We start from the raw sequence: 16,200 nt of genomic DNA on the forward strand, positions 1-16,200 counted from the left end.
TCAGCGGAATGCGCCCCCTTTCCGCCGGCGGACAACGCACAGGGCCGCCCGCCGCCCCGCCGGCATTTGCCCCGCCGGGAAGCCCCGAACCCGCCCCTAGTAATTACTAGGGAGTCCAAGTATGTTTGGCGTCACAGCACCAACGAAGGGCAGGGCATGTTCGAACTCACCGAGGACCAGCGCGCTATCAGGGATATGGTTTCGGAGTTCGCTTCCGATGCTTTGGCGCCCAACGCCGCAAAATGGGATGAAACAAAGCATTTTCCCGTGGATGTCCTGGCCCAGGCCGGAGAACTTGGCATGGGGGCAATCTACGCGTCTGAAGAATACGGCGGCTCGGGTCTTTCCCGTTCCGATGCTGTGCTGATCTTTGAAGAACTCTCCAAGGCGGATCCCTCCATTGCCGCCTACATTTCCATTCACAACATGGTGGTGTGGATGATCGACACCTTCGGCAGCCCGGACCAGCGTGCCCGCTGGGTGCCGGAGCTGGCCACCATGCAGTCACTGGGGAGTTACTGCCTGACGGAACCCGGCTCCGGGTCGGACGCTGCGGCCCTGGTCACCAAGGCTGAACGCGACGGCGACGACTATGTGCTCAACGGCGTCAAGCAGTTCATTTCCGGGGCAGGGTCTTCCAGTTACTACATCGTCATGGCCCGCACCAGCGGTGCCGGTCCACGCGGAATCAGCGCCATCGTGGTACCGGGGGACACCCCCGGGCTCTCCTTCGGCCCGGCCGAGCGCAAGATGGGCTGGAATGCCCAGCCCACCGGCCAAGTGGTTTTCACCGACCTGCGGGTTCCGGTGGCCAACCGCCTGGGCGAGGAAGGCGCCGGCTTCGGCATGGCGATGAAGGGCCTGAACGGCGGACGGCTCAACATGGGGGCGTGCTCCCTCGGCGGAGCCCAGGCAGCGCTGGACAAGACTGTGGCATACCTCAAGGAACGCTCCGCTTTCGGCAAGCCGCTCATCGAACAGTCTTCTCTGCTGTTCCGGCTGGCGGACATGGAAATGGACCTGCAGACTGCCCGCACCATGCTGTGGCGCGGTGCCGATGCGCTGGACCGCGGCGCCCCCGACGTCGTCAAGCTCTGCGCCATCGCCAAGCGCGTGGCCACGGACAACGCCTTCAAAGTGGCCAATGAAGCCCTTCAGCTGCACGGCGGTTACGGCTACCTTTCCGAGTACGGGCTGGAAAAAATCGTCCGGGACCTGCGGGTCCACCAAATACTGGAAGGTTCCAACGAGATCATGCAGCTCATTGTGGGCCGGACGCTGGCGGAGGCCTGACATGATCGAGACAACTCGTACCACCGAGGCTCCCGAGCCCGAGGTCCGCCTCGAACGAACCGGACACTTGGGCCGCATCATCCTGAACCGGCCCCGGGCGATCAACGCGCTGACTGCCAATATGGTCTCCCTTATCAGCGGCGCCCTGGATGAATGGGAGCACGACGACGGCGTCGCCACCGTTCTGCTCTCCGGTGCCGGGGAGCGGGGGCTGTGTGCGGGCGGCGACATCGTGGCCATCTACCGCGATGCGGGTAACGGCGGTGCCGAATCGGCCCGGTTCTGGGCCGAAGAATACGCGCTGAACGCCCGCATCAGCACTTACCCCAAACCGTACGTGGCGCTGATGGACGGCATTGTCCTGGGCGGCGGCGTCGGCGTCTCCGCTCACGCCCGGCACCGCGTCGTCACCGAGCGCACCAAGGTCGGCATGCCCGAAACCGGCATCGGATTCGTGCCGGACGTGGGCGGTACCTATCTGCTGTCCCGGGCCCCCGGGGAGCTGGGCACCCATGCGGCCCTGACAGCGGGAACCATGACCGGTGCCGATGCCCTGCTCCTTGGACTGGCGGATATCTATGTGGACAGCTCCCGGCTGGAAGAGCTCGCTGCAGCACTGGCACAGAAACCCGTGGAAGAAGTGCTGCAGGACTTCGGCTCGGAGGCTCCCGAGGCCCCGCTCGCCGCAGCCCGCAGCTGGATCGACGCGTGCTACGCACATGAGGACGTGGAATGCATTGTTGACGCGCTGCTCGCGTCGGAGTCCGGGGAAGCGAACGCGGCAGCTGCCGCCGTGCAGGCCAAGTCCCCGACGGCGCTCAAGGTGACGCTGGCGTCACTGCGCCGGGCACGGGAACTGCCCGATCTGGCAAGCGTCCTGGAACAGGAGTACCGCGTGTCGCTCCGCGCCCTGGCCGCACCCGACTTCGCGGAAGGCGTGCGTGCCCAGGTCATCGACAAGGACCGCAGCCCGCAGTGGGAGCCGGCGACGCTGGATGAGGTGCGGCAGGCCGATGTCCAGGCCTACTTTGCGCCGCTGCAGGGCTCCGAACTGCAACTTACCCCCAATGGATCAACCAGCCAGGAGCTTTCATGACATCCGAACAAGGCGCCCGGATCGGCTTTATCGGCCTGGGCAACATGGGCGGCCCCATGGCCGCAAATCTCGTGGCCGCAGGCCACTTCGTCACCGGGTATGACCCCGTCCCGGCTGCGGCCGAGCGGGCCGCTGCCGCCGGAGTGCGCATGCTGGAGACCGCCGATCAGGCAGTTGCCGACACCGACGTCGTTATCACCATGCTGCCCACGGGAACGCACGTGCTGAACGTCCTCTCCGGTGACGGAGACACCCTCGGGCTGCTCGCAGCCGCCGGTCCCGACACCCTCTTCATCGAGTGCTCCACCATCTCGGTGGATGACGCCAACACCGCCCACGCCCTCATGCTGGAAACCGGACACCGCGGCCTGGACGCACCCGTGTCCGGAGGCGTGGTGGGAGCCGAAGCAGGAACCCTGACCTTCATGGTGGGCGGTGCGGAGGAGGACTTTGCCTCGGCCCTGCCCGTGCTTGAAGTGATGGGCGGACGCGTGGTGCACTGCGGCGGGCCCGGAGCCGGACAGGCGGCAAAAATCTGCAACAACATGATCCTGGGCGTGTCCATGATCGCCGTCAGCGAGGCCTTTGTCCTGGGCGAGGAGCTCGGCCTGACGCATGAGGCGCTGTTCAACGTCGCTTCGGCAGCTTCCGGGCAGTGCTGGGCCCTGACCACCAACTGTCCGGTCCCCGGGCCGGTCCCCGCGAGCCCCGCCAACCGGGACTATCGGCCCGGATTCGCCGCAGCGCTCATGGCCAAGGACCTGGGCCTGGCCGCCGACGCCCTGGACTCCACCGGCGTACAGGCCGAACTCGGCCGCCGGGCAGGGGAAATCTTTCGGAACCTGACGGATTCCGGCGGCGGCGGGGAGGATTTTTCCGCCGTCATCAAGACCATCCGCGCCGCCACCGGCGCCGCAGCGGACAGCAGCACTGACAACAGCAGCAGCACTGACAACAGCAACAACAGTGACACTGCCGGGCAGCAGCCGGCAGGAAAGAGCGGAGCAGTATGAGCGAGTACGAGAACATCCTCCTGGAGCGCAGCGGCCGGGTGGGCATCATCACCCTGAACCGGCCCAAGGCGCTGAACGCGCTGAACTTCGGGATGATGCAGGACGTGGTGGCCGCAGCCACTGACCTGGACAATGATCCGGACATAGGCGCCGTGGTGATCACCGGATCCGAACGGGCCTTCGCCGCCGGCGCGGACATCAAGGAGATGTCCGAGAAGACCTACATGGACATGTATCTGGGGAACTGGTTCCGTGGCTGGGACACCCTGGCGGCAGTGCGCACCCCGGTGATCGCCGCCGTCGCCGGGCACGCCCTGGGCGGCGGCTGCGAGCTGGCCCTGCTGTGCGACTTCATCATTGCCGCGGACACGGCCACGTTCGGCCAGCCCGAAATCAAGCTTGGAGTCATTCCCGGAATCGGCGGCTCGCAGCGATTGACCCGTGCCGTGGGCAAGGCCAAAGCCATGGAAATGATCCTCACCGGCCGGACCATCGGCGCCGAGGAGGCCGAGCGGTCGGGAATGGTTTCCCGCGTGGTGCCCGCCGCGGAACTGCTCGACGACGCCCGCTCCACCGCAGAGACCATTGCCTCCATGTCCGCTCCCGTGGCCATGCTCGGCAAGGAACTCGTGAACGCCGCCTTTGAGACAACGCTGGACTCCGGCATCCGTCTGGAGCGGCGGGTGTTCCACTCCGTATTCGCCCTTGAAGACCAGAAGGAAGGAATGGCTGCGTTCATCGAAAAACGCAAGCCGGACTTCAAGCACCGCTAAGCACCGGGCCCTCTCACCCCTTGCACCCATTCCCCCCCAGAGAACGAGGCATCATGACCCAGCTCAATATTCCGGCGGAACCCGCGGCCGGAGCTTCCGAAACGTCCGATTACAGCTCGTTTCTCTCCGGCACGGACCAGCCGATGTGGATCGGCGGGGAACCGGTGGAGGCAGCCTCGGGTTCCTGGCGGGATGTCATGAATCCTGCGAAGCGGGAAACCGTGATTGCACGGGTTCCGGCGGCGGGCCCCGAGGACGTGGACCGCGCGGTTGCCGCTGCGCGGGAAGCGTTCCCGGGCTGGCGCAGTGTCCACTTCACGGTGCGTGCCCGGGCCCTGGCCCTGATCGCGGATGAGATTGAGTCGCGCGCAGAGGATTTTGCGCGGCTCACGGCGCTGGACACCGGCAACGCCCTGCGTACCCAGGCCCGCCCGGAGGTCACCACGCTGGTGGCGTTGTTCCGCTATTTCGCCGGGATTGCCGGTGAGGTCAAGGGCGTGACGCTGCCGGCCGGCGACGGTCAGCTGCAGTACACGCGGCTGGAACCGCTGGGTGTGGTGGCCTGCATCCTGCCCTGGAACTCTCCGTTGATGATCGCCGGCTTCAAGCTGCCGGCGGCCCTGGCTGCCGGCAATACGGTGATCCTCAAGGCTGCCGACGACGCACCGCTCACCATCCTGCTGCTGGCCGAGATCTGCTCGCGCCATCTTCCGGCCGGAACCGTCAATGCCCTGACCGGACGCGGAAGCGTCATCGGCGCTGCCCTGGCCGAACATCCCGGCGTGGACAAGGTTTCCTTCACCGGCTCCACGGAGGTGGGCCGCGGTGTCGCCCGCACCGCAGGGGAACGGCTCGCCCATGTGTCCCTGGAACTCGGCGGAAAGAACCCGTCCATCGTTTTCCCGGATGCAGTGGATGATGATCTGATTGACGGCCTGCTGCTCGCCTCCCGCTTCACCCGGCAGGGACAGAGCTGCACGGCGGGATCCCGACTGTTCCTGCACGAGGACATCTATGACGAGGTGCTGGAACGGCTTGCGGCCAAGCTTGGCGCCCTGAAGGTGGGCAATCCGCTGGACGAGGCCACGGACATGGGTGCGATTATCAACAACAGCCAGTTCTCCTCCATCAGCGGCTACCTTGAAGACGGCCGCGGGTCCATGGACACCATCCTGGGCGGCAGTGTTCCCGCCGAGGGCCCGCTGACCGACGGCTATTTCCACCTGCCCACGATCTTTGGCGGCGGACGGAACGACTTCCGCCTGGCGCAGGAGGAAATCTTTGGACCCGTGCTCGTTGCCATTCCATGGCGCGACACCGAAGACGTCATCCGCATGGCCAATGACTCGCATTACGGGCTGGCCGCCTACGTCTGGTCCCACAACTTGGACAACGCACTGAATACCGCCCACCGGGTCGACGCCGGCTGGGTGCAGGTCAACCAGGGCGGCGGCCAGGTGGTGGGCCAGTCCTACGGCGGCTACAAGCAGAGCGGGATCGGCCGTGAAGTTTCGCTCGAAGGCATGCTGGCCGGATTCACCCAAACCAAGCAGATCAACGTCAAGCTGCGCGGCTGAACCCTGCCCGGCAGCTGAGGAATCCATGAGCAAAGGCACCCTGCGCCTTACCCGGGACGGGCCGGTGGCAACGCTGACGCTGTCCAACCCGGACCGCCGCAATACCCTGACCGCGCACATGTGGCGGGAGTTCGCCGTCATGCTTGCTCCTCTTGCGGAGGATCCCGGCGTCAAGGCGGTGATCATCCGCGGCGACGGCGAAGATTTCTCCGCCGGCGCGGACATCTCCGATTTGAGGGCGATCCTGCACAATCCGGACAACGGACTGCACGACGGCGGCGACGTCACTGCGGGGGAGGAGGCCATTGCCGCGTTCCCCAAACCGGTCATTGCCGCCGTGGACGGGTACTGCCTGGGCGGGGCGTGGCAGGTGGCCGGGGCATGCGATATCCGGCTGGCCTCGGACCGGGCCGTATTCGGCATCACGCCGGCCAAGATCGGGATTGTGTATCCGCTCTCCGGCATTGAGCGGCTGGTCCGGCTGGCAGGTCCCGGCGCTGCCAAGTACCTGCTGTTCAGCGGCGACTTTGTTCCCGCCGAACAGGCGCTGCGTCTGGGCCTGGTGGAACGGGTGATTCCGCAGGCGGACTTCTGGGCCGACGTCGCTGCCTTTGCGCACCGGCTCGCGGGCAGGTCCCAGCTCTCGCTGCAGGCCGCGAAGGAACTGGTGGACATTATTGCGGCCGGCGGGTCTCCTGTGGAACTGCCCGGCCTGGAAGCGGCCAGCCGCCGGTGGCAGCACGAGATGGCCGCGGCACCGGATCCGGGGATCGGTGTCCGCGCCTTCCTAGCCAAGGAAGATCCCCGTTTCACCTGGACCGGACCGGCTTTCCCGGACGGAACCGCGCCCGGCACCCCCGCTGACGACACCAAGCACGAGGAAGAGGCATGATGAACCAGACCAGCGCCACCACTTTGTTCCGGGCAGCCCGGGACGAGCTGCTCGCCCTGTCCGGCAGCTATGAAAAGGCAGTGGAAACCTTCGCCTGGCCCCGGCTGGAGGGATCATTCAACTGGGCGGTGGACTGGTTTGATGCGATGGCCCGCGGCAACTCATCCTGCGCCCTGTGGATCGTGGAAGAGGACGGATCGGAGCAGAAGTACAGCTTCGATGACATGGCCCGCCGGTCCGACCAGGTGGCTGCGTGGCTTTCGGCGTCCGGCGTCCGGCAAGGGGATCCCGTGATGCTGATGCTCGGCAACCAGGTGGAACTGTGGGAGAGCATGCTGGCCGCCATGAAGCTTGGCGCCGTCATCATGCCCACCGCTTCCGCCGCCGGAAGCGCCGACCTCGCGGACCGGATTCTCCGCGGGGGAGCGCGCTGGGTTATCGCCAACGCCGGCGACGCTGCAAAGTTTGACGGCGTCCCCGGTGACTACGGGCGGATCCTCGTTGGAGGAGACAGCTCTGCCGGCGGACGCGTGGAGGGACTCATGGCCGACGGCTGGCTGGACTATCACCAGGCCTACGCTGCTGAACCGGTCCCGCTGCAGACCGTAACCGATGCGGCGGATCCGCTGTTGTTCTACTTCACCTCGGGAACCACCAGCCGGCCCAAACTGGTGGAACACACGCAGGTGTCCTACCCCGTGGGCCACCTGTCAACGATGTACTTCCTGGGACTGCAGCCCGGAGACATCCACCTGAATATCAGCTCACCCGGCTGGGCCAAGCATGCCTGGAGCAGTTTCTTCGCCCCGTGGAACGCCGAGGCCACGGTTTTCATTTACAACTACGCCCGCTTCCGGCCCGAGGCGCTGCTGGAGCAGATGCACCGTGCCGGGGTCACGAGCCTGTGTGCGCCGCCGACTGTCTGGCGGATGATGATCCAGTCCAGCCTGGGGGAGCGCCCGGAACACCTGCGCGAATTGATCGGCGCGGGCGAGCCGCTGAACCCCGAGGTGATCTCCAAGGTGCAGGACGCCTGGGGACTGTCCATCCGCGACGGGTTCGGGCAAACCGAAACCACGGCGCTGGTGGGGAACACTCCCGGGGCTGACCTGCACCCCGGATCCATGGGCCGACCGCTGCCCGGCGTCCCGGTGGTCCTGATTGACCCGGCCACCGGACTCCCGGGAGAGGAAGGCGAAATCTGCCTGGATCTCTCCGCAGTGCCGCTGAACCTGATGACCGGCTACCGGGGGGATCCGGAACGCACCGAAGCGGCCATGAAGGACGGCTACTTCCACACCGGGGACATGGCCGCCCGGAATGCCGGGGGATACATCACCTATATCGGCCGTACCGATGACGTCTTCAAGGCCTCCGACTACAAGATCAGCCCCTTTGAACTGGAGAGCGTGCTGATAGAACACCCGGCGGTGGCGGAGGCCGCCGTCGTTCCTGCTCCCGATGAACTTCGGCTGGCGGTGCCCAAAGCCTATGTGGCCCTGGCCGAGGGGTGGGAGCCCAACCGGGAGACAGCCCTGTCGATCCTGGCGTATGCCCGTGAACATTTGGCCCCTTATCTGCGGGTGCGCCGGCTGGAGTTCCACGACCTGCCCAAGACGATGTCCGGGAAGATCCGCCGGGTCCAGCTGCGGGCACTGGAGAACGACGGCGGGGCCGTCCGCTCCGGCGTCGAATTCCGCGATGACGAGTTTCCGGAGCTGCGGGGGTGACCGCGACGGCCAAGCCGCTGGCACAGGATCCCATCGCTCAGGCCAGGCGGCACTGGGACGAACACGGGTGGGGGGACGCCGCGGACGGGATGGCTGCGGTGACTGCCGTGATGCGGACCTCGCAGATCCTGTTCACCCGGGTGGAGACCGTGCTCAAGCCGTTTGGGCTGACCTTTTCCCGGTTCGAACTGCTGGCCCTGCTGAGTTTTACCGCCAGCGGAGCCCTGCCCATGGCCAAGGCGGGGGCCCGGCTCCAGGTACATCCGACGTCGGTCACCAACACCGTGGACCGGCTGGAACAAGCGGGACTGGCCGAGCGGCGCTCGCATCCTTCCGACGGGCGGACGGTCCTGGTGGGAATCACGCCTGCCGGCAGGGAACTGGTGCCCCTGGCCGCCGCCGCCCTGAATGCGGAAGTGTTTTCCAGGCCGGGGTTCGGGCAGCAGGACCTCACAGACCTGACGGACATCCTGACCCGCTTCCGGCGCCGGGCCGGAGATTTCGATGAGTCTGCAGGGTAGGGCGTCCGGTTTTGAGGGCTCAGCGGCCGGGCGCGGGCTGCGGGTAGGGTCGTGGTATCCGAGGAAAGGACCTGCCCGTGGTCTCCATCGCCTGGTTCCGCGACGACCTGCGCACAGCTGACAATCCTGCCCTTCTGGCTGCAGCCTCCGCCGGCGGCGCGGTGGCCCTTTACGTCCTGGATGAGGAGTCACCGGGCATCCGGCCGCTGGGTGCCGCTGCGAAGTGGTGGCTGCACCATGCACTGAAGACCCTGCGGGACGACCTTGACGCGCTGGGCATTCCGCTGGTGCTGCAGCGGGGGCCGGCGGCCGACGTCGTTCCTGCGTTCGCGCACACCACCGGGGCAGAGCGGATCTTTTGGAACCGTCGCTACGGCGGGCCGGAGCGGGAGGTGGACACCGCGGTCAAGCAGTGGGCCGCGGGCGCGGATGTGGAGGCGGAAAGCTTCCAGGCTTCGCTGTTGCATGAACCCTGGACCGTGCGGACGGGCGGCGGCGGACCGTACCGCGTCTTTACCCCCTTCTGGCGCACGGTGTCGGCTATGGATTTCCGCGCCCCGCTTTCGGCTCCGGACCGGGCCGCCTCCCCTCCGGCCGGTATCCCTGCCGGGGAAGACCTGACGGACTGGAACCTGCTGCCGCTGCATCCGGACTGGTCCGCAGGATTGGCCGAAGCCTGGACGCCGGGCGAGGAAGCCGGGCTTTCCGCCCTTCGCGACTTCCTGGCCGGCCCGGTGCAGGACTATGACGATGGCCGTGACCGCCCGGCGAAGCCCGGAACCAGCCGGCTCTCTCCGTACCTGCGGTGGGGGCATGTGAGTCCGTTCCAGGTCTGGCACGAGCTGTCCCGCGTCCGCGGGAACGGTCCGGGGCCGGCAGTGTTTGGCACGGAAATCGGCTGGCGTGAGTTCTGCTGGCACCAGCTTTTTCACAACCCGGACTTGGCCACGAAGAACCTGCGGCCTGCCTTCGACGGGTTCCCGTGGGAGCATCCGGAAGGCTCCGGACCGCAGACTCCGGCGATCCTGCGCGGGAAGGGTGGGCAGCCGCCGTCGGAATCCCGGCCGGAAGACCTGTCCGCCCTGGATGCGTGGAAGGCCGGAAGAACAGGGATTCCACTGGTCGACGCCGGCCAGCGGCAGCTGTGGAATATGGGCTGGATGCACAACCGGGTGCGGATGGTCACTGCCAGCTTCCTCATCAAGAACCTGGGCATCCACTGGCGTGTGGGCGAGGAATGGTTCTGGGAAACGCTGGTGGACGCCGACCCGGCGAGCAATCCCGCCAATTGGCAGTGGGTCGCCGGTTCCGGAGCGGACGCAGCCCCGTTCTTCCGGATCTTCAATCCCCAGACGCAGGCCAGGCGTTTTGACCCCGACGGTGAGTACATCTCCCGCTGGGTGCCGGATGCCTTGACCCCCGGCTATCCCGAGCCGCTCGTGGATTTGAAGGAGTCCCGCCGGAACGCCCTGGAGGCATACGAGAGCATTCGCTGAGTTTCAGCTGTCAGCGCGCGGGCCTTCGGCGGCGTAGCAGGCCCACTCGTCGAGGGCGGCCTGAATCACTATGTACCGGTCATCGAAGGTATCAGCGCGGTAGTCGTCGGACAGGTTGTGATTGACGGCCGTGCGGAAGGCCTCGGCGTAGTCGGCGGTGGGGCCCATCACGAAGCGGCGGTCGGGGCCGCCCCGGACGACTGCCCAGCGGGTGTCCGGCGCGGCTGCGGCAGCGGCAGCGGTGTCGTAGTAGTCCACAGCCAAGCCGAAATGCCCGTCCCACTCCACCCCTTGCAGTGACACTTCTCCGGGCTGCTGCTCCACTTCGGCGGCAGGTCGCCAGTCGACCACGCTCTGTTCATCGTCGAGGACCAGCGTGAGGCGGGGCCGGGCGGGAAGATTGGAACTGACAGGCACTGCGAGGGCGAGGGATCGGGGGCGGATGTTGTCCGGCTGGGTGCGAAACGTTCCTGCGGCCGTGTGCAGGATGTAGGTTTTGGCGCCGTGCTCTGACGGCTCGCCGTAGTCGATGCGGCGAAGTGTGGTGGTGAGGTCCACTGGCTCCTAACTTTCCTGTCGAATTAGGTCGGTACAGTTCATCTTCCCTCCATTTTATGTGTCCGGGTGTGCGCGCTGACAGGAGGCGTTGATCACAGGGATTTCGGCGGGCGACCTGTGCCCGGCGCGGCGGCTGTCTGCGGCATAATGGCATGCAATTCTGTTGGTGCCTTTCAGGGAGCAACCCACATGGCCGGTACGTCAGCTGCGTCCTTCTACACCGGGCTCGTCGCGGATCTCTACAAGCCGCTCAAGTCCACAAGCTTTGATTCCCTGCAATACCGGGACCTCATCGCACAGTACGGTGAACCGGCCCTCGAGCTGGGCTGCGGCGACGGGGACCCCTTGCTGGATCTGCGGGAGAGCGGAATCGACGTTGATGGCCTGGACTCATCCCCTGACATGATCGCCAGACTTCACAGGCGGGCGGAAACCCGCAACCTCGAGGTGACCGCATGGGTGGCGTCAATGGAGTCAATGAATCCGTCGCGCCAGTATGCGACGGTCTTCCTGGCGGGGCCCACCCTTAACCTCCTGCCCACCGATGACGCGATGCGGCAGACTTTGCACCGCATAAAACGCGCCCTCCTTCCCAACGGCACTGCCATCGTTCCGCTTTTTGTTCCGGCGCCACCCTCGGCCGATTACATCGGCAGTGTGACACGGCGGGATACAGCCAGCGGATGGATCGCCTGCCGCGTACTCAGCGTGGAACGCGACGAAGGTGCCCGCACGCAGATCACCGCCCTTCGCTACGAACGAGAAAGGAACGGGATGCTTCAGCAGCTGAAACGGAACTGGCTGCTTCACTGGATTGATGTCGACGGCTTCACCGCTCTGGCGGAAGAGGCCGGCCTGCGGACCATCGATGCTCCGGCTGCCCTGGACCATGAGCCCAGGAACACTGTCCTGCGAAGCTGACGGCCGTTACCGGCGGCAGCATCCGCTTAACGGGATAAGGTCCGTGCCGGTTGCATCCCTTGAGGGAGAGCAACCGGCACGGACCTTATCCCGGGTTCGGCAGAAACTGCCGGATTAAGCCTGTGCTGCTAGACCTGTCCCTGGCCGGGGGTGCCGGCGGGATGGGGCTGGAGAACCTGAACGTCCATTTCGCCGGAGAGCTTGCCGTCGAGGGCAGCGGTCAGGGCCTTGAAGGCGGGGCTTGCCGAGTGGGCCTGCAGATCCTCGGGGCTGGCCCACTTTTCGATCATGACCAGGCGGTCGCGTCCCTCGTTGAGGCTGTACACCTCGCAGCCGGCATCCTCGGCGTGCACCCGGGCAATCGACTCTTCCAGCACGGAAATGACCTCGTCCCGGAACTCCGGCTTGGGCACCATGGTGGCTACTACAACAAGACTCATGAGTTCTGCTCCTTCAAAGCATCAAGGGCGGCGTCAACGGGAACCGAACCGTTGTTGAATTCGATAGTCTGCCCGATGGTGGCGGGACGGTCCAGCACTGCGGCGGCAACAAGGGCAACGTCTTCGCGGGACACCTGGGTGCCTTCGATGCCGGGACCGGTTTCGATCTTCCCGGTGCCCGCATCCATGGTCAGCGCGCTGGGCCCCAGAATGGTCCAGTCCAATCCGCTGCCGCGCAGGTATTCATCGGCTGCGGCCTTGGACTCGGCATACGCGAAGAAGCCGTCGTCCTCGGGGACACCGTGGTTGGGGCCCGCGCCAAAGTAGGACACCATCACGTACCGGGAGACACCGGCCGACTTGGCCGCGTCCATGGAGCGGATGGCGGCGTCACGGTCCACCGCGTAGGTGCGCTCGGCGGTTCCCCCGCCGGCACCGGCGGACCAGACAACAGCGTCCTGGCCGGCAAGCTTCTGTGCGATTTCTTCGGTGGAGAGATTCTCGACGTCCGCAACGACGGCGGCAGCACCCGTGGCCTCAACGTCGGAGACGTGGTCCGGATTGCGGAACAGCGACGTGACCTGGTGGCCGTTGGCCGTGAGGTCCTTGGCCAGGTGAAGGGCGACTTTGCCGTGGCCTCCGATAATGGCAATGCGTGACATGGTGAGTCCTTTCGTGGGGATCAGTGTCCCCGCCACCATAAGCACGCTTACGGTTGAAGTACCTACCCGTTCCGCTAACGGCTAAGCGGCGGAATATCACGGAGATTTCGGGAATACGTCAGATCGGCAGGTCCCGCAGCAGACCGGCCAGCCGCATCAGCTCCACCGGAATGTGCTCCGTCAGGCTGAGCCCGGCGATGTTGGCCACGGTGGACACATCTGCCACCAGCCGCACGAGATCGGCAATCCGCATCCCGTCACTGCCGTTGCCCGGGAGATTGGTGAAGTCACGCCGGTCCAGGATGTCCAGATCGATATGGACCGCCAGCTGTGCGGCACCGGTGCCGGCAATCCAGTCCAGGATCCTGCGGCTGTCTGCGGACGTGTCGGTGATGCCCACGCTCTTGATGCCCAGCCGTTCCTTGACGGCTATCCCTTCGGCGTCCCACTGCCTCAGCCCCACCTGCAAAATCTTCGCCGGCGGAATCAGTGCCGGAAGCGCGGCGAGGATGCCGGCGTCGCCCTCTCCCGCAAGGGTGGCCAGGGCCATGGAATGGAACCCGGTGTATGAATCCCCGGGGACCCCGGTGTCCGGGTGGGCATCGACCCAGAGCACCGCAAGGTCATCGCCGTAGACGGAGGCGAGATGGCTGAAGGGTGCCACACTCACCGAACAATCCCCGCCGAAGGTGACCACGGATTCGGGCGCGGCCTCCCGAAGGATCGCCAGCGCATCGGTCAGCTGCCGCACCACGGCGTCCCGGGCGTAAATGCCGTCCACGGTGGCGAGCGCTTCGTCGCTCGTGTCGGTGCTGACGGGCACATATGCAGTGGGGCCGTCATGGTCCGGGGACAGCAGTTCCAGCAGTGCCGGTCCAAGATTGAACGAAAGCTGGCTGTCGTGCGCATCCACCCCCGGATGCAGCTGGTGGGTCGAGGGCCCGGAAGCGCCCTGCCATTGCGGAAAGATCAGGCGCAGTGCGCCGGGACCGGTGGGGGAGCTCTGGGTCATGGCCCCAATTTACGCCGCGGGGCCGGCCGGGATAAGGGCAGGGGGTCCCGGCATCGGGCCGGGACCCGAAAAACCCGTGGCCGCAAACAAAATAGGATGGAAGCATGACTGCAACACTCGTAGCCCGGGACCTCTCCGGCGGCTACGCCCACCGCACCCTTTTTTCCCATCTCAACCTGACGGTCGCGCCGGGCGACGTCGTTGGTGTGGTGGGCTCCAACGGCGCCGGAAAATCGACCCTCCTCCGCCTGCTCGCCGGTGCGGCCGAGCCGCTCGCCGGCACTGTGTCCACCGCTCCCGCCGATGCCTTCATTGGGTGGCTTCCGCAGGAACATGAACGCATCGAGGGTGAAACCGTGGCCGGATATATTGCACGCCGCACCGGTGCGGCAGCAGCCACCGAAGCCATGGAGGCCACGGCGGAGGGACTGGGGTCCGGAGCCAAGGGGGCCGACGACGCCTACGCCGTCGCGCTGGACCACTGGCTGGCCAGCGGTGCCGCCGATCTGGAGGACCGCATTCCGGCGGTCCTTGCCGAGCTGGGACTGGAGGTAGGCGCCGAAGCCCTGATGACTTCGCTCTCCGGCGGGCAGGCCGCCCGCGTGGCCCTGGCCGCCCTGCTGCTGAGCCGCTTCGACATTGTGCTCCTCGACGAGCCCACCAACGACCTGGACCTGGCCGGTCTGGCCCGGCTGGAGGAATTTGTCCAGGGACTGCGCGGCGGCGTCGTCCTTGTTTCCCACGACCGCGAATTCCTCGCCCGCTGTGTGACCACTGTGGTGGAGCTTGACCTGGCCCAGAACAAGGTGGCCGTCTACGACGGCGGCTATGACGCATTCCTGGAGGAGCGCGACGTCTCGCGCCGGCACGCCCGCGAAGCCTACGAGGAATTTGCCGATAAGAAGGCGGACCTGGTCTCGCGTGCCCGGACCACGCGGGAATGGAGCTCGCAGGGCGTCCGCAATGCCATGAAGAAATCCCCGGACAATGACAAGATCCGGCGCCGGGCATCAATGGAATCCTCGGAGAAACAAGCGCAGAAAGTGCGGCAGATGGAATCCCGGATTGCCCGCCTGGATGAAGTGGAAGAACCGCGCAAGGAATGGCAGCTGCAGTTCACCATTGGATCCGCACCCCGCTCCAGCTCTGTCGTGGCCACCCTGAATTCCGCCGTGGCACAGCGCGGTTCGTTCACCCTTGGACCGGTCTCGGTACAGATCAATGCCGGCGAGCGGATTGGCATCACCGGCCCTAACGGCGCCGGAAAATCCACGCTGCTGGCGCTTCTGCTGGGACGCCTGGAGCCCAGCGGCGGCAGCGCTTCCCTGGGATCATCCGTGGCCGTGGGGGAAATCGACCAGTCCCGCGGCCAGCTGGACCACGCCGTGGCGCTGGGAGACGCTTTTGAGGCGGCTGTTCCGGAGATGAACAGTGCCGAAGTACGTACCCTGCTGGCTAAATTCGGACTTAAAGCCGATCAGGTGACCAGCCGCGTGCAGTCCCTGTCCCCGGGTGAGCGCACCCGGGCGTCCCTGGCGCTGCTGCAGGCCCGGGGAGTGAACCTGCTGGTGCTGGACGAGCCCACCAACCACCTTGACCTGCCTGCGATCGAGCAGTTGGAGGAGGCGCTGGAAAGCTACGAGGGGGCCCTGCTGCTCGTCTCACATGACCGGCGGATGCTGGAAAACGTCCGCCTTGATGCCCGCTGGAATGTGGACGGGGGTTCCGTCACTATTCAGTGAGGATGCCCTGAGTACCGTTGGCTGCCCGGGATGTGGTAAAAATTACTCACGCTTTACGGCTCAAAGGCCCCCATTAAATGCGACGCATTCGATGTGGCGCAATTGCATAGTTTCGGTTTTTAGTCTCGGTTTTTAGTCTCAGTCTTTTTGGGGGGAGTAGTTATCATGGCTTCACTGCAGCAACTGCTTGGAAGGACTGACCGGTGAAGGGCCTGCGCGTCATGGACGTGCCCGTCCTGCTGAGCGTCTGGGTCCTGTGCGTAACAACTGACTGGTCAACGGGCACCAAAGCCGCCCTCAACGTGGCTGCCGTGGCCCTTTTGTGCCTGAAGGAGTTCCGGGTGCATCGCCGGTTGCAGCGCGCGGCCGCCGCCCCGGCGCAGCCGGCCACAGCCCGTTCGCGGGAACTGGCTTTCGCCGCCGCCTAGCTGTACCGCCGGCTCATGCGGCGCAGGGCGTAGTCTCAGTAGCCCC

General features: G+C 65.9%; 16 protein-coding genes. 12 read left to right on the plus strand and 4 right to left on the minus strand.

Annotated features, from left to right (window positions below; translation table 11 throughout):
• Window positions 1-156 precede the first annotated feature (156 nt).
• The 9 genes from ACIQXM_RS05750 (at window position 157) to ACIQXM_RS05790 (ending at window position 10,391) form a co-directional block, all read left to right on the plus strand.
• Window positions 157-1,293, plus strand: coding sequence for an acyl-CoA dehydrogenase family protein (locus tag ACIQXM_RS05750; RefSeq protein ID WP_400928870.1), 1,137 nt, complete (start codon window positions 157-159; stop codon window positions 1,291-1,293).
• A 1-nt stretch (window position 1,294) separates the two neighbouring features.
• A complete protein-coding gene (locus ACIQXM_RS05755; protein WP_400928873.1) occupies window positions 1,295-2,389 on the plus strand; it encodes an enoyl-CoA hydratase/isomerase family protein in 1,095 nt (364 codons plus the stop codon).
• Window positions 2,386-3,402 carry a 3-hydroxyisobutyrate dehydrogenase gene (mmsB, locus tag ACIQXM_RS05760; RefSeq protein WP_400928876.1) on the plus strand — a complete coding sequence of 339 codons (1,017 nt, stop codon included), beginning with the start codon at window positions 2,386-2,388 and terminating at the stop codon, window positions 3,400-3,402. The genes ACIQXM_RS05755 and mmsB overlap by 4 nt, the downstream gene beginning before the upstream one ends.
• Window positions 3,399-4,175, plus strand: coding sequence for an enoyl-CoA hydratase (locus ACIQXM_RS05765; RefSeq protein ID WP_400928879.1), 777 nt, complete (start codon window positions 3,399-3,401; stop codon window positions 4,173-4,175). Before mmsB ends, ACIQXM_RS05765 begins: the two co-directional genes overlap by 4 nt.
• Window positions 4,176-4,228: 53 nt before the next feature.
• The gene (locus tag ACIQXM_RS05770) at window positions 4,229-5,752 is read left to right on the plus strand and encodes an aldehyde dehydrogenase family protein (protein WP_400928882.1); all 1,524 of its coding nucleotides are present in this window, start codon (window positions 4,229-4,231) and stop codon (window positions 5,750-5,752) included.
• Between the two features lie 25 nt (window positions 5,753-5,777).
• A complete protein-coding gene (locus ACIQXM_RS05775; protein WP_400928885.1) occupies window positions 5,778-6,644 on the plus strand; it encodes an enoyl-CoA hydratase/isomerase family protein in 867 nt (288 codons plus the stop codon).
• Window positions 6,641-8,374, plus strand: a complete 1,734-nt coding sequence (locus ACIQXM_RS05780; protein WP_400928888.1) for an AMP-binding protein — start codon at window positions 6,641-6,643, stop codon at window positions 8,372-8,374. The genes ACIQXM_RS05775 and ACIQXM_RS05780 overlap by 4 nt, the downstream gene beginning before the upstream one ends.
• Window positions 8,371-8,895 (plus strand): MarR family winged helix-turn-helix transcriptional regulator, encoded by a 525-nt coding sequence (locus ACIQXM_RS05785; protein WP_400928891.1) that lies wholly within the window; start codon window positions 8,371-8,373, stop codon window positions 8,893-8,895. Before ACIQXM_RS05780 ends, ACIQXM_RS05785 begins: the two co-directional genes overlap by 4 nt.
• Window positions 8,896-8,972: 77 nt before the next feature.
• On the plus strand, window positions 8,973-10,391 hold the full coding sequence (locus tag ACIQXM_RS05790) for a cryptochrome/photolyase family protein (RefSeq protein WP_400928893.1): 1,419 nt from the start codon (window positions 8,973-8,975) through the stop codon (window positions 10,389-10,391).
• Window positions 10,392-10,394: 3 nt separating this feature from the next.
• Here the strand turns inward: ACIQXM_RS05790 and ACIQXM_RS05795 are convergent, their stop codons facing one another.
• Window positions 10,395-10,949: a hypothetical protein gene (locus tag ACIQXM_RS05795; RefSeq protein ID WP_400928896.1), complete on the minus strand. Its 555-nt coding sequence runs from the start codon at window positions 10,947-10,949 to the stop codon at window positions 10,395-10,397.
• Between the two features lie 189 nt (window positions 10,950-11,138).
• Between ACIQXM_RS05795 and ACIQXM_RS05800 the strand changes: the two genes are divergently transcribed.
• Window positions 11,139-11,870, plus strand: coding sequence for a class I SAM-dependent methyltransferase (locus ACIQXM_RS05800; protein ID WP_400928899.1), 732 nt, complete (start codon window positions 11,139-11,141; stop codon window positions 11,868-11,870).
• A gap of 128 nt (window positions 11,871-11,998) precedes the next feature.
• On the opposite strand, the gene ACIQXM_RS05805 is transcribed toward ACIQXM_RS05800, so the two are convergent.
• The 3 genes from ACIQXM_RS05805 to ACIQXM_RS05815 form a co-directional block, all read right to left on the minus strand.
• Entirely contained in the window at window positions 11,999-12,310 is a 312-nt protein-coding gene (locus ACIQXM_RS05805; RefSeq protein ID WP_400928902.1) for a putative quinol monooxygenase, read from the minus strand.
• A complete protein-coding gene (locus ACIQXM_RS05810) occupies window positions 12,307-12,972 on the minus strand; it encodes an SDR family oxidoreductase (RefSeq protein WP_400928905.1) in 666 nt (221 codons plus the stop codon). The genes ACIQXM_RS05805 and ACIQXM_RS05810 overlap by 4 nt, the downstream gene beginning before the upstream one ends.
• A 118-nt stretch (window positions 12,973-13,090) precedes the next feature.
• A complete protein-coding gene (locus ACIQXM_RS05815; RefSeq protein WP_400928907.1) occupies window positions 13,091-13,984 on the minus strand; it encodes an arginase family protein in 894 nt (297 codons plus the stop codon).
• Window positions 13,985-14,088: 104 nt separating this feature from the next.
• Between ACIQXM_RS05815 and ACIQXM_RS05820 the strand changes: the two genes are divergently transcribed.
• The gene (locus tag ACIQXM_RS05820) at window positions 14,089-15,726 is read left to right on the plus strand and encodes an ABC-F family ATP-binding cassette domain-containing protein (RefSeq protein WP_400928910.1); all 1,638 of its coding nucleotides are present in this window, start codon (window positions 14,089-14,091) and stop codon (window positions 15,724-15,726) included.
• Window positions 15,727-15,929: 203 nt separating this feature from the next.
• Window positions 15,930-16,154, plus strand: coding sequence for a hypothetical protein (locus ACIQXM_RS05825; protein ID WP_400928913.1), 225 nt, complete (start codon window positions 15,930-15,932; stop codon window positions 16,152-16,154).
• Window positions 16,155-16,200: the final 46 nt, after the last annotated feature.

This window comes from Arthrobacter sp. NPDC097144 (assembly GCF_044762205.1).
Classification (GTDB): domain Bacteria; phylum Actinomycetota; class Actinomycetes; order Actinomycetales; family Micrococcaceae; genus Arthrobacter_B.

Coding starts and splice junctions, on each gene's coding strand:
- ACIQXM_RS05770 (WP_400928882.1), top strand. CDS start 4,229: ATGACCCAGCTCAATATTCCGGCGGAACCCGCGGCCGGAGCTTCCGAA.
- ACIQXM_RS05800 (WP_400928899.1), top strand. CDS start 11,139: ATGGCCGGTACGTCAGCTGCGTCCTTCTACACCGGGCTCGTCGCGGAT.
- ACIQXM_RS05750 (WP_400928870.1), top strand. CDS start 157: ATGTTCGAACTCACCGAGGACCAGCGCGCTATCAGGGATATGGTTTCG.
- ACIQXM_RS05820 (WP_400928910.1), top strand. CDS start 14,089: ATGACTGCAACACTCGTAGCCCGGGACCTCTCCGGCGGCTACGCCCAC.
- ACIQXM_RS05765 (WP_400928879.1), top strand. CDS start 3,399: ATGAGCGAGTACGAGAACATCCTCCTGGAGCGCAGCGGCCGGGTGGGC.
- mmsB (WP_400928876.1), top strand. CDS start 2,386: ATGACATCCGAACAAGGCGCCCGGATCGGCTTTATCGGCCTGGGCAAC.
- ACIQXM_RS05780 (WP_400928888.1), top strand. CDS start 6,641: ATGATGAACCAGACCAGCGCCACCACTTTGTTCCGGGCAGCCCGGGAC.
- ACIQXM_RS05775 (WP_400928885.1), top strand. CDS start 5,778: ATGAGCAAAGGCACCCTGCGCCTTACCCGGGACGGGCCGGTGGCAACG.
- ACIQXM_RS05805 (WP_400928902.1), bottom strand. CDS start 12,310: ATGAGTCTTGTTGTAGTAGCCACCATGGTGCCCAAGCCGGAGTTCCGG.
- ACIQXM_RS05755 (WP_400928873.1), top strand. CDS start 1,295: ATGATCGAGACAACTCGTACCACCGAGGCTCCCGAGCCCGAGGTCCGC.
- ACIQXM_RS05815 (WP_400928907.1), bottom strand. CDS start 13,984: ATGACCCAGAGCTCCCCCACCGGTCCCGGCGCACTGCGCCTGATCTTT.
- ACIQXM_RS05810 (WP_400928905.1), bottom strand. CDS start 12,972: ATGTCACGCATTGCCATTATCGGAGGCCACGGCAAAGTCGCCCTTCAC.